Annotated in this window: 10 protein-coding genes; 5 read left to right on the top strand and 5 right to left on the bottom strand. The window is 65.4% G+C overall.

From position 1 onward, the window contains the following. Positions 1–29: 29 nt before the first annotated feature. A complete protein-coding gene (gene eccE / locus AB0L56_RS13595; RefSeq protein ID WP_365422638.1) occupies positions 30–1244 on the bottom strand; it encodes a type VII secretion protein EccE in 1215 nt (404 codons plus the stop codon). Between the two features lie 293 nt (positions 1245–1537). Here eccE and eccB point away from each other — a divergent pair, with 293 nt between their 5' ends. Together eccB and mycP are read left to right on the top strand one after the other, a co-directional pair. Next, positions 1538–3064: a type VII secretion protein EccB gene (gene eccB / locus AB0L56_RS13600; protein ID WP_365422555.1), complete on the top strand. Its 1527-nt coding sequence runs from the start codon at positions 1538–1540 to the stop codon at positions 3062–3064. 56 nt (positions 3065–3120) lie between these two features. Further along, a complete protein-coding gene (mycP, locus tag AB0L56_RS13605) occupies positions 3121–4362 on the top strand; it encodes a type VII secretion-associated serine protease mycosin (protein ID WP_365422558.1) in 1242 nt (413 codons plus the stop codon). A gap of 33 nt (positions 4363–4395) precedes the next feature. On the opposite strand, the gene AB0L56_RS13610 is transcribed toward mycP, so the two are convergent. Continuing rightward, entirely contained in the window at positions 4396–4707 is a 312-nt protein-coding gene (locus AB0L56_RS13610; RefSeq protein ID WP_365422562.1) for a DUF397 domain-containing protein, read from the bottom strand. Between the two features lie 313 nt (positions 4708–5020). Here AB0L56_RS13610 and AB0L56_RS13615 point away from each other — a divergent pair, with 313 nt between their 5' ends. The 3 genes from AB0L56_RS13615 (at position 5021) to AB0L56_RS13625 (ending at position 6358) form a co-directional block, all read left to right on the top strand. Beyond that, a complete protein-coding gene (locus tag AB0L56_RS13615; RefSeq protein ID WP_190165458.1) occupies positions 5021–5353 on the top strand; it encodes a WXG100 family type VII secretion target in 333 nt (110 codons plus the stop codon). Between the two features lie 31 nt (positions 5354–5384). Then, positions 5385–5696 (top strand): WXG100 family type VII secretion target, encoded by a 312-nt coding sequence (locus tag AB0L56_RS13620; protein ID WP_365422565.1) that lies wholly within the window; start codon positions 5385–5387, stop codon positions 5694–5696. A 140-nt stretch (positions 5697–5836) separates the two neighbouring features. Then, a complete protein-coding gene (locus AB0L56_RS13625) occupies positions 5837–6358 on the top strand; it encodes an SseB family protein (protein ID WP_365422568.1) in 522 nt (173 codons plus the stop codon). A gap of 1173 nt (positions 6359–7531) precedes the next feature. Here AB0L56_RS13625 and AB0L56_RS13630 read toward each other — a convergent pair. The 3 genes from AB0L56_RS13630 to AB0L56_RS13640 form a co-directional block, all read right to left on the bottom strand. Beyond that, positions 7532–8167, bottom strand: coding sequence for a hypothetical protein (locus AB0L56_RS13630; RefSeq protein ID WP_365422571.1), 636 nt, complete (start codon positions 8165–8167; stop codon positions 7532–7534). 1432 nt (positions 8168–9599) lie between these two features. Continuing rightward, the gene (locus tag AB0L56_RS13635) at positions 9600–11867 is read right to left on the bottom strand and encodes a DUF6571 family protein (RefSeq protein WP_365422574.1); all 2268 of its coding nucleotides are present in this window, start codon (positions 11865–11867) and stop codon (positions 9600–9602) included. 12 nt (positions 11868–11879) lie between these two features. Further along, on the bottom strand, positions 11880–12311 hold the full coding sequence (locus AB0L56_RS13640) for a hypothetical protein (RefSeq protein ID WP_365422577.1): 432 nt from the start codon (positions 12309–12311) through the stop codon (positions 11880–11882). Positions 12312–12323 lie beyond the last annotated feature (12 nt).

A 12323-nucleotide genomic window follows, 5' to 3' on the forward strand; every position in this document is an offset into this window, starting at 1 on the left:
GCCGTCGGCCGCTCCCGTGATGGACGTCGTCACCGAGCACCTCCCAGGGGCAGCGTGGCCAGCACGGCGGGGAGTTGCTCCCGGTCCAGGCGCGCCAGCTCCGCCCCGGCCTGCCGCGCGGAGTCCTCCAGCGCACGGCGCGCCGCCACCAGTTCATCGTCACTGCGTCCGGTCACCCGCAGATGCCCGCACAGGGACACCTCCTGTCCCTCCCCGCGCGCCAGCGTGAGACTGAAGGTGGTGGCCAGCGCCGGGACGGCGGTGACCCGCGCGACGAACTGGGGGAGCGAGGGGCCGTTGCCGCCACCGGCTCCAGGCCACCGGCGTATCCAGTACGTCGTGTGTCTGCGGTTGTCGCAGCGCCAGCTGCGGCCGGACTCCTCGGTCCGCCGCTCCCTCGCCTCGGTCCGCCCCGCCTCCGCCGTCACCAGCGGATTGGCGCACGCCGACGTGGCGAGGGCGGCGATCAGCTCCTCCTCGTCCAGCACGGTCGCCCGGAAGCCCGCACCCGTCAGCCGGCTGGCGAGATGACGGGCCGCGCGGGCGACGCACTTCTGCGCCCCGGTCAGCCCGCCACCCCGTGCGGCCACGGCCTCGGGGCGCAGCTCCGGGTCGAGCTTCAGCGCGATCCACGTGATGCGCACCGCCGGCGCCTCGATCTGCTCCTGCAGCGGCGCGTAGTTGGCGACGGCCACCGACTGCCGGGGCAGATGCAGCGCGGGAGCGGGCTGGGTGTGCAGCACGATCTGCGCCGACTCCAGCCGGATCCCGTCCACCTCCAGGGCGTCCCGCACCAGACCCAGCGGCAGCGGCTGCCGGCTCCGCTCCGCGCGCAGTGCGGTGAAGTCGGCCTCCACATGCACGACGGCGGTGACGAAGGTGCCGTCCCCGACGATCCCCACCGGACGCCGGTCCCGCACACCGTGCGAGTAGGTCCGCAGGGCGGGGGCGCACTCGAGCACCGGAACCAGCCCCGGCTCGGTCCCCGGCGGCACCTCGAGAGCCGCCGCCCGCTTCCGCCGCGCCCGCAACGCCCGTGCCGTGGCCAGCCATTCGGGCAGGGAGCGCCCCCGGCGACGTACGAGGGCGAGCGCCAGCAGCACGACGGCGACGACCGCGGCCGGCACCAGCGCCACCGGACCTGTCGCCCACCCGACGAGCAGGGCCGCCGCGGCGATCTCCAGCAGCACAAGTCGTTGCAACCGGAACGAACCACCCTGCCCCGGACGTGCTCTGAGGTGCAGCGGTCGCTGAGCGGGCTGCCCGCCCGCCGGCGGCCGTCCAGCGCCTTCAGGCTCGCCCGCCGACGCCCCTCGCGCCCCCGCCGGGCCACGCACCCGCGTCCCCGAAGCCCTCACTCCATCCCCCGCTCTGGTCACAACAGCCCGAGCAACTGCACTGCTGTGGCTCGCAAAGAGCCCGTACCCTACCTGCTCCACGCGCGCCGACGATCACCAGGCATAGTAGGGGGCCGGTCCGACAACGGACGGCCCGGGATGGTCAACCCCGGGGCGGTAAGGGGGAGCTGCGGTCACTCATGGCATCACGGCGCGACGAACTCAACGCCTACACGTTCGCGAAGCGGCGCATGCTGGCCGCTTTCCTCCAGCCCTCGCCGTCGGGATCGGAGGAGGGAGCCCCCCGCCCCCTGCGGGCGGTCCTGCCGAGCCTGATCGTCGGCGTGCTGGTGCTGGGCGTCTTCGGGGCCTGGGGCATGTTCAAACCCACCGCCCCGCCCGGCTGGGACGAACCGGGAACACGGGTGATCGTCGGCAAACAGTCCACGACCCGCTACGTCGTCCTGAAGACGGACGGCGCCACCCGGCTGCATCCGGTGCTCAACCTCGCCTCCGCGCGGCTGCTGATGAAGGACGCCGGCTACAAGGTCGTCCAGGTCGACGACAAGATCCTCGACTCCGGCAAGCTGTCGCGTGGACCGATCCTCGGCATCCCCTACGCCCCCGACCGGCTGCCGTCCGCGGACGAGGCCGGCCGGGCCAAACGCTGGGCGGTCTGCGCCCAGCCAGGCGGCAAGGACGGCAACGGCACCGTGCAGGAAGCCACCTTCGTGCTCGCCGGCGGTGACCGGAAGAAGACCGAGGGCGCCGGCCGGCTCTCCGGCGGCGACGTGCTGTACGTGAAGACCCGCACCGGTGAGCGCCACCTGGTCGACGCCCGCGGCACCGCGTACCCGGTCACCGGGGCCGAGAACGACCCGCTGACCGTCGCGCTCGTGGGCTCCCGCCGACCCCAGCCGGTCACCAAGGAATGGCTTGCCACCCTCCACGAGGGCGCCCCGATCCGCTTCCCGCGGCTCCCGTCGGGCGTCGGCGACCCGGCGGGCGTCCCGGGACAGCTGTCGGCGGACGAGAACAGGGTCGGCACGGTGCTCAGGACGGAGACCGGCGAGGGAACCCAGTACTACGTCGTCCTCCCGGGCGAGGTGCGGCCGGTCACCGAGTTCACCGCCTGGCTTCTGATCTCCTCGCCGCAGACGGCCGTACTCAACATGAACGGCAAGGCCCGCACCGTGGGCCTGCAGGACTTCACCGCCGCCCCCGAGCCGTTCGCCGGCCAGCCCGCCGACTGGCCGGACCGGCGGGCCCGCCAGGTCAACTCCGCCGACGGCGGACTGGACACGGTGTGCAGCGTCCTGCGCGACGTCGGCAAGGACAACTCGACCGTCCTCAGTACCTGGGCCGGCAGCGGCTACCCCGTCGAGATCACGGCCGACGGCACGAGCACCTACGTCACCCCCGGAACGGGCCAGCTCTACACCCAGATCCAGGGCACCGCGTCCGACGCAGGTTCCCTCTTCCTGGTTACGGACACCGGACTGCGGTACGCCGTCCAGGCCAACGGGGACAGCGACAGCGAGACCTCGGACATCGGTGCCGACGACACCGGCGAGGAGGAGGACAGCGCCCCCGAGCCCAGCGAGGCCCAGGTCAAGCTCGGCTACCAGAACGTCCGGCCGACGAGGATCCCGCTGGCCTGGTCCGAGTTCCTGGCCAAGGGACCGCGTCTCGACACCAACAGCGCACGCCAGCCCCAGGGTTCGTGACCCGGCGGCCCCGCACCCCCCAACCACGGACGACGGACAAGAAAGGGACCGCACCGGTGTCGCCGACCAAGGCCGCCCTGCTGGCGACCGCCGTACTCCTGACCGCACTCGGCGGCCACCCGCCCGCACCCGCGCAGGACACTCCGCAACGCCCACAGGAGAACCTGCGCCTGGACGGCAGCGGCGAGTGCACCTACCCCAGCACACGGCAGTTCAAGGCCCGCCCCTGGTCGCTGCAGCGCGTCCTGCTCGACGAACTCTGGCAGGGCACGGACAAGGGCAAGGGCGTCCGCGTGGCCGTCATCGACACGGGCGTCGACGACAAGAACCCCCAGCTCACCGCCGCCGTCGACAAGACGGCCGGACTGGATCTGCTCACCAAGGGCAAGGGCGGCGACCCCACCAACGACGAGGTGGGCCACGGCACCAAGGTCGCCGGCATCATCGCGGCCCGGTCCCGCGAAGGAACCGGGTTCGTGGGCCTGGCCCCGAACGCCACCATCATCCCCATCCGCCAGAACGACGCCGACAGCAGCGGCGACTCCGACACCATGGCCCGGGCCATCGACCACGCCGTGGCCCGGGGCGCCGACGTCATCAATATCTCCCAGGACACCACCAAGCCCCTGTCCGCCACCTCCGCCCTCGCCGAAGCGGTCCGCAAGGCCATCGCCCGGAACGTCGTCGTGGTCGCCTCCGCGGGCAACGACGGCCTGGACGGCAAGGTGAAGAACACCTACCCGGCGGCCTTCGACGGCGTACTGGCCGTGGCTTCCTCCGACCGGAACAACGAACGCGCCGCCTTCTCCCAGGCCGGTGACTTCGTGGGAGTGGCCGCCCCCGGAGTCGACATCGTCTCCACGGTCCCCGGCGGCGGCCAGTGCACGGACAGCGGCACCAGCTTCTCGGCCCCCTTCGTCGCGGGGGTGGCCGCCCTGCTCAAGGAGAAGCACCCGGACTGGACCACGGCCCAGATCGTCACCCGGATCGAGCAGACCGCGGAACGCTCGGTCAACGGGCACGACGACTTCGTCGGCTGGGGCGTGGTGGACCCGGTCCGCGCCGTCCAGGAGTCCGACGTGGCCGACCCCCCGTCGTCCCCCACCCCCGACCCGGGGGTGACCAGGGCCCAGGCCCCCGACGTGGCGCCGTTCTCCCTGGCGGAGACCGCGGCGGAACGCGACGAACGCCATGCGGTCTATGTGCTGGGCATCACCGCGGTCCTGGTCACGGTCATCGCCGGTACGGCCGTGGCGCTGCGCGACCTGAGCCGCCGCCGACGGGACCGCGGGGCGTGAGACCCGCCTGAGCCGCCTGAGGCAGCGGCCGGCTCACTCGGCGGCGGCCGCGTCCCCCGGCGCCGGCTCCAGGTCGAACTCCCCGTCCCGCGCCCCCAGGACGAACGCACGCCATTCCGCCTCCGTATAGCGCAGCACCGTCTCCGGGTCCAGCGACGACCGCATCGCCACCGCACCGGCGGGCAGATAGGCGATCTCCACCCGCTCCTCGTGCTCCTCCGTGCCCGGAGCGCAGTGCCACTCGACGCCGGAGATGTCCAGCGCATACAACTCGTCCCGCTCGCGCTCCTTGCGCGCCTTGATTTCCTCGGGCGTCTCGCGCTCCCGGTCCGGCAGATCAGCCATGGCGGAACGGTGTCCTTTCGTGACGTACGAACGATCCACGGTCACAGTACTGGGGCCCCCTGCGGGGAGTGTCGGTCCGGTGACCGGATCAGATGCTTTCCGGCGGACAGTACCCGCCCCGAACTGCCCTGTGACCGCTTTGCAGTTGGAACACCCACACCAAGTGACTAAAGTGGCTGCAGGTGCCACAAGTGTGGTACCGCACGGGGGCGGTGCGGCGCTGCGACCAGGCGTCGCGCAGGGAGGCAGCGGTTCTTGCCCGCCAGGACACCCTGGACACCCGTCCAGCACTTCATGAGGAGGGCAAGAGGCCATGAGCGTCGACTACAGCGACTCCGACCTGACCGATCTCGCCAACAAGATCCGTGACTTCCACCAGGACGTCAGCAGCAGGGTGACGTCCCTCAACGCCGTCGTGGACATGATCCAGGCAGGCTGGCAGGGCGCCGCGGGCAAGGAGTTCGACACCGTCCAGCGCGGGGTCAACCAGCACCTGAAGAAGATCCAGGACGACCTCGTGGACCTGGAGGACGTCATGCGGATGAGCGTCAAGGGCTTCAGCGCCCACGAGCAGGAGCGCGTCTCGGAGATCCGGAAGGTGGACAACTCCTACCAGGTCACCAGCCGCATCACCGACCTCGCCTGACCGACACCGCCGCCACCCGGGAGAGAACACAGTGAGCGTCAACTACGACCGCACCGCCGTCAACTTCGACACCGTCACCCAGGCCGCGCAGGACGTGCGCAAGACGGCCAAGGAGCTGAGCGAACAGCTCGACATCCTCATGCGCAAGGTCAAGGCCGTCGCCGAGACCTGGGAGGGCGAGGCGAAGACCGCCTACACCGAGATCCAGCGCAGCAGCAGCTCGGAGATGGACCAGATGTGCCAGAAACTGGCCCGCATCGCCCAGCTCCTGGACGAGTCCGTCATCGGCTACAAGGACACCGACCACGGCAACGCGGCACGGTTCCGCATGCTGATGGGCTGACTCCGTACGCCACCGCGCCAAACAAAGAGGAGGCGGCCGACCAAACCCGGCCCGCCTCCTCTTCGCATGTGCGCTCCGCCACGTCCCGGCCGGCAAAGGCGCGTTGCGCCCCGCGGAGAACGTGTGTGATCTTTGAGCACATGCGTACGAACGGGGGCGGCGCCGACATCACCACGACCAACAACGCCGGCACAGCCGAACAACAGCAAGCCGACACAGCCGACTTGGCCGAGACCGTACGACGAGCCAAGTGCGACGAGGCGTCCCCGCAGAACGTCTTCGACGCCTTCGTCCGAGCCCGCGTCTACTGCGAACGTCCGCAAAAACCAGGCTTTTTGACGATCACCGCGCCGGAACCTCCGGCCGGGGACGCACCGCCACGCTCCCGCATCCTCGACCTGGCGACCCCCACCGCCGACCCGGCCACCCCCACCCCGGCCCGACTGGTACCGGTGTTCACCTCACTGGAACAGTTCCAGCTCTTCACAGACGGCGGCGCCTGGTTCTCGACGACGGGCGCCGACCTCCTGGACCTCCTGCCACCCGGACTCGACGTCTGGCTGGACCCGGCCGCCGAGCACACCGTGCGCCTCGCCTCGGCCGCCACCGCCAGGGAGCCGGTGCTGCACATCTCGTGGCGACCCCGGGGCGGTGCGGCATGAGCGACACACAGGCATGGCTCATCCCCAAGGGCGCGGACGGCGGCGAATTCAAGTGGGAGGTGCAGTTCCTCCAGTCGATCGCACGGCCTGGAGGAGTCGACGTCCGCCGCCCGGAAGATCTCCGAGGGACGCGCGGACCAGCGCTTCGACAACGTCTTCCAGGTCACCGAGGACAACACCGGAGCCGGCGAAGTCACCGAGGCGGTCAACGATTTCCTCGACAAGTGGTGCCACGGCCTGGGCTGAATCGCGGACGACGCAGACGTGATCGTCACCGCGCTGAGCGCCACGATCAACGACTTCCTGGTGCGGGAGGCGTGCTCGGAATTCGCACGGGGTCTGTGCATTGCGCAGTGTTCTGGGCGGGCTGCGCAAATGTCATGGCCACCTTCAGGAGATCGGCGCGATGGGAGGCGGTGTGGTCGCTCGAGCGAGAGAGGACCAGAATCCTCAGACTGGTCTCGGATATCGTCGACCCTGTTGGAGTGCAATCCAATCTGATTGCGGCTGACTCCGGTGTAGAGATGCCTCGTCCCTTTTTGCCGAGTCGGAAGTACCTGCGATCCTCGGGAGGGCCGATGTCTTCGTTGCTGGAAAGGTGACTCTCCCAGGTTCTCATGTCTCCATGTCGTGCGAGTTCAGCGGTGGCGATGAGCGTCGCCCTCTCACCGGTGTATACGAAGCACGAGGATGTGTACGCGGTCGTGGTTGCGGACTCGGTGGACCTGGCGTTCACCGACCCTTCGGAGCCGACGAGTCGAGTGGCGGCCTCGCGTGCGTTGCCACTTGCGATGACATTTGGGCAGGATGTTTTCCAGGCAGTTGCTTTTGGTTCGTCGTCGTCGAAAAAGTATCCGCCAGCGGCACCCATCGCGAGGGCCAGGACAGAGGCTAGGCTGAGATGCAGAGCAGTGAATCTGTTCTTCATGGATGCAGTCAGTTCCCTTTGTGAGTGTCGGGATTCTGATGTCCTATCAGAGAAGCCCTTGATTCACCTATCCGTTTCGGAAGGATGATGAGGCACTCGCAGTCCAGCGACTTATCGGGCGCATTACGCGCTATGAGCCAGGATGCGCGACGACGGTTTGTTGGACGCGCCTCCAAGGCGTTAAGTGGTACGAGAGCATGACCTCGCCCCACCGGATCGCGACTTGCGACCAGGGAGCCCTTGGCTCAACCTCCCGTTCCGGCAGCAGAGTACGCGTCAGATAGATCCTTTGGCAGTGCTTCAACTTCCCGGCATTTGTTCAGCTTGAATGCCCGTTGCATAATGAAATAGGCGAAATCCGTGATGGCTTGACGCAGCTCTTCTCCTGTGGCGCGAGTTTTACCGATTGTCCTGGATTCCGCGATAAGGCCGTGAGAATCAGCCGTGGCATCAGGATTTTTACCAGCGCGCGTGCAGGGCACGTATAGCGATGCTCGGTTTTCGGATACGGACAGAACGTGAACAGGGCCCTTCCTCGTCCTCACCGGATTTCCGTCAGCTTGCCCCTCGTAGTAGCTGGCCCATGTGTCATGTGCGACATCGGTGGTTTCTACCTCACCCGACATAATCGAGTCGCCACTTGTGTAGACGTGACAAGTGAAGAGGAATCGCCCGCCTGGAGGCTTCACTCTGCTGCCCTCCTGGGCATCCCGTGCTGAGGGAAGGGCCTTAGTGACGATCTCTCTGTCGACAGCCCCTGAGCACACTTTGTCAGGGAGCCGGTCAAGCCCGCCCGTGAAGTAGCGGTAGCTGGCGATTGTCCCGAATACGAGTAGGCAGACCACTCCACCCGTCAGTAGTGCCCTGACGTTCTTCTTCATGAATCTGACCGCCTCAGGTCATGGGCTCGTACGCCCAGTATTTCGTCGTCGTGCATGGCGTCGAGGTGCCAGTGCAATGGACGAAGTGTGCGTCAATTCGACTCCATTCATCACTACTGGTGCGGCGTCAGCAGCAGATGCGGAATGACTCAGAGCTCTGGTGGGAGCGATTTACCGTCTTGGCACCTACCGACTCCATAGGCGTGTCTCGTGAGCGCGTATGGCGAAATCTGTGACGACTTTACGCAGGTCTTCGCCTTTCGCGCGGGTTTCTCCGATCGTCCGTGCTTCGGTGACGAGAGCATAGGACTGGACTGCAGAATCGGGATCAACCCCCGGAGGAGTGCACGGAAAGTAGACGCTCACCAACCCGCCGGACAAGGCTAGCGTTCGAACGGACCCCCGCTTACTCTGCATCACTACTCCGTCGCGCTTGGCATCATAGTATTCTACCCAAGTGTCAACACAGGAGTCGGCGGCTTTGGCTTCGCCGGAAAGAATGGAGTCATCATCCTCCCTCTTCTGCGCTGTGGGAAGGTGGGAGGGCCTCAATAGTAAGCTTTCGGTCGACCGCGCCGGAGCATACCTCCCGTGGTAGGTGCTCCAGCCCGCTCATGAAGAAGTAGCGGTAGCCGAAAATTCCTCCGAAGAGAAGCAAACATGCTGCGCCACTGACCGATACTGCCTTCACAGTTCTCTTCATCGCTGCCATCACCGTTGTAGGTCAGGCGCCGCCGCGTGCGCACTTGGTTCGAGGCCTGATGAAACAGACAGTCTGTCGCCTACGAGGCATGACGGTCCTGTAGGGCGGGGGGAGTACTCGGAATCCCCACAGGGTCTGTACACCGTGCAGTGCTCTGGGCGTGCTGGGCAAATGTGACGGCCAGCTGCAGGAGGTCGGCGCGATGGGATTCGGGGTGATCGCTCGACCGCGAGAGAACCAAAATGCTCAGGCTGGTCTCGGATATTGTCGACCCGGATGGGATGCAATCCAATCGGATTGCAGCTGACTCCAGTGTAGAAACTCCTTCCCCCTTGTCGCCGAGGCGAAAGTACTTGCGATCCTCGGCAGGACCGATGTCCTTATTACTGGAAAGGCGACTCTCCCAAATTTTCATGTCTCCATGACGTCCGAGTTCAGCACTAGCGATGAGCGCCGCCTCTTCACCTGTGTACACGAAGCATGAGGATCTGTACGCAGTAGTGTACGAAGACTCGGTGGACCCGGCGCTCACCGAGCCTTCGGAGCCAACGAGTCGAGTAGCGGCCTCCCGTGCGCTGCTACTTGCGATGACATTTGGGCAGGATGTTTTCCAGGCAGTTGCTTTTGGTTCGTCGTCGAAAAAGTATCCGCCGGCGGCACCTATCGCGAGGGCCAGGACAGAGGCTAGGCTGAGATGCAGAGCAGTGAATCTGTTCTTCATGGATTCAGTTAGTTCCCTTTGTGAGTGTTGGAAGCCTCGCCTCCGATATACTTCCCCACGCCATGCCGTGCAGCACCGAATCCGATGTCCACGCCTGTGGCAGCAGTGGATGAGTACAGGCCGACATCCGTGCTGTTTTTAAGTTCTGTGGCGTTGATGGCTTGCTGAGTGGTGTAGACCGTGTCTTTCTTCAAGGCCTCCCAGTCGTGGCCGTTTCGGTAGATCTGGTCTGGTAGTCCGTCTCGCTGGCCGCCGCTCACGACCCCATTCAAGATATCACCCGTGGCGGTGCCGAGGAGACCGCCGGCTACGATTCCTGTAGGCCCGACGAAGGGAGAAACGCCGATCCCGATGCCGATTCCTACAAGGCCTCCAACCCACGTTGCAGATTTCTGGAGAGACTTGTTGAACTCTTCGTCGTCCTTTACTTTTCCTTCCTCCACAGCGTAGTCACGACCCGCCCCAATAATCCCTTCGATCTCGCCCGCGTCAGTGGAGATACTTTGCACCACCTGTCGCATGCCGTCATGGTGATCGCCAGAGAGGCCGTTAGCGTAAATGTCGGGTTTCTGCGCGTGGAAGTCCAGGATGCTCGTCGTGTATTGATGCTGTCCCAGATTTATAGCAGCGTACCCATCCGGGTCCTGTCCTACCCTGTGCAGGAATCGTGTGACATCGCGTTCACCTAGGCCCGAATCCACGCCATTGTTCGGGAACAACAAGTCGAGGTGGCTGGGGTTGGCATCCACTGCGCGATGGATATCGGACATGTACTCGGCAGAGATTCGCCCCAGGCTGTCCCCCATGCCCTCGCGCATCAACTCAGGATGCTCGGACATGGTACCGACGATCCGGCTCATGATTTCGGCTTGCTCCTTCGAATGGACAGAAGTCGCAGGCGACGGGCCAGTCTCATAACTGTGCCCGGTTGTTGCCGCCTCAAGAGCGTGCCCAAGTGAGTCGAAGCCGGGCAGTTCCTTCGTTTGATCCGGGTGGGAAACGAAGTTGGCGCTGTCCTGAGGCCAGATGCGCGGCTCCGGCCCGTTCTTGGTCTCGACGCCCGTCAGGTAGTTGAAGTGATCCTTGTCGTGGAAGAATTTCTCCGATGCGTTCGGATTGTGGCCAAGGGCCTCCAAGAAGCCGGTCATCGGGTCCTTGCCATCGTCATTCTTCGCAGCGCCGAAGTTCAGAGCGTCGTAATAGCTTCCCCCGTTGGACCACAGTTCGGGTGCGTTGTTGTTCTTCTCAAAGTTGTAAAGCTTTTTCCCGTAGTCGTTCAGGAAATCGGTGTCGAACTTGCCTTCACGCAGTAGGCTGCTGGTGATCTGGAAGCCGTAAGGGCCCGTCGTGTCTTTTGTGCGGTCCACGATGAACTGCTGGTCTCCCAGCGTGATGATGTCTCGCTTCCATTGCTGCATCTGAGGAGTTTTGGAATGCGAGGCTGCGGCCAAGGTTAGGCTGAGGTTCTTCTGCAGGTTCTTAAGTGTGGAGGCTTCATTCTTCGGCAGATTTCCCTGATGGCTGTCCACGACGCCTGCCCAGAACGTCATGGTTCCCTTGGCGCCCATGCCCGTGGCGACCCTTTCTGCGAAGAGCCTGTCCCGGCTGTGTTCTTGCAGAAGGTTGTTTGCGCGGGCGAGTTCTGTGGGGGAGGCGTCGGCTCCCTTCCTTGAGATCGCCACGAACTCCTTGGCATCAGCCACTTGCTGGGCCTTGTCGGCGTCGCTCAAGGACGTGTACTCGGTGCCGGAGAAGTTGTGCTTGTCCTTGCCCACCAGTGTGCGCAGAGCGCGGGATGCGACCTCATCGGCCTCGTTCGCCCTCTTCAGGGCTTCCGTGATATCGGTACGAACCTGTTCGAAGTCAGCTTCCTTCGGCTCTGGCCCTGCGTAGTCCTTTCCGCGACGGTCGGGGTGGATTTGGTAGCTCACGGTGCCGTCCGGATCGACTCTGATCCCCTTCCCAGGGGCGTCCTCGACGACTTTCGAAAGCTGAGCCTTGGCCGCCTTGAACTCCGTAAGGGCTCCCCGAAGGATGTTCCGGATGCTTTCCGCTTCTTTGAGTGCGTCCCCGAATTCTTTGGCGGTCTTCCTCACGAAGGGCAGGGTGACGCCGGCGTTTTCGCCCTCCCAGTCCGCCTTGCCGGCCTTCTTCAACATGCCCTTGCTTGCTTGCTCTTCGAGCTTCTCAAGCTTCTTGACTGTCTCGGTCCAGTCGTCCACAGCGTCGCTGAGGCTGCCCAGTCGGGCGTTGAGGAGGTTCTCGAAGGTCGGCACAGCGCAGCCCCACTACTTGAAGTGCTTGTTGATCTGCTCGACGGACAGGTTGGTGACTAGGACCTCTTCGCGCTTGGCATGCGTCGAGACCGTGTCCTCGAGGTGATTGTGGATGTGGGCGCAGGCACTCAGCAGTGCCTCTGCCTGAGAGCGCCAGGTGTCCCATGCGGTCCACATGGCCGACCCGGTCTTGAAGCCGTCCTCGTCCAGGCTGGTCCCTGCGGTGCCGGTGTTGGCTCCGGCATGGAACGCGTCCCTCTCGAAGCCGTGGAAGAGTTCCTGCGCCTCGTTCCCGACGGCCTTCAGGTCGGGAGACCTCACCGTGTAGTCGCTGCCGCCCGATCCGCCCCCTCCGGATGCCGGCAGCTGGTTCAGGCGCGTGCTGCTCTGCTGCCGCGCGAGGGCGTTGTCTCGGGCCTGGCCCCACATCTCGTCGAATGACACGTCGGTTCCTTT

Source organism: Streptomyces sp. NPDC052079 (assembly GCF_040680275.1).
GTDB lineage: Bacteria > Actinomycetota > Actinomycetes > Streptomycetales > Streptomycetaceae > Streptomyces.

Excerpts from the sequence above, each read along its gene's own strand:
- eccB (WP_365422555.1), top strand. The coding sequence starts at position 1,538 with ATGGCATCACGGCGCGACGAACTCAACGCCTACACGTTCGCGAAGCGG.
- AB0L56_RS13610 (WP_365422562.1), bottom strand. The coding sequence starts at position 4,707 with ATGGCTGATCTGCCGGACCGGGAGCGCGAGACGCCCGAGGAAATCAAG.
- AB0L56_RS13615 (WP_190165458.1), top strand. The coding sequence starts at position 5,021 with ATGAGCGTCGACTACAGCGACTCCGACCTGACCGATCTCGCCAACAAG.
- AB0L56_RS13625 (WP_365422568.1), top strand. The coding sequence starts at position 5,837 with ATGCGTACGAACGGGGGCGGCGCCGACATCACCACGACCAACAACGCC.
- AB0L56_RS13630 (WP_365422571.1), bottom strand. The coding sequence starts at position 8,167 with ATGAAGAAGAACGTCAGGGCACTACTGACGGGTGGAGTGGTCTGCCTA.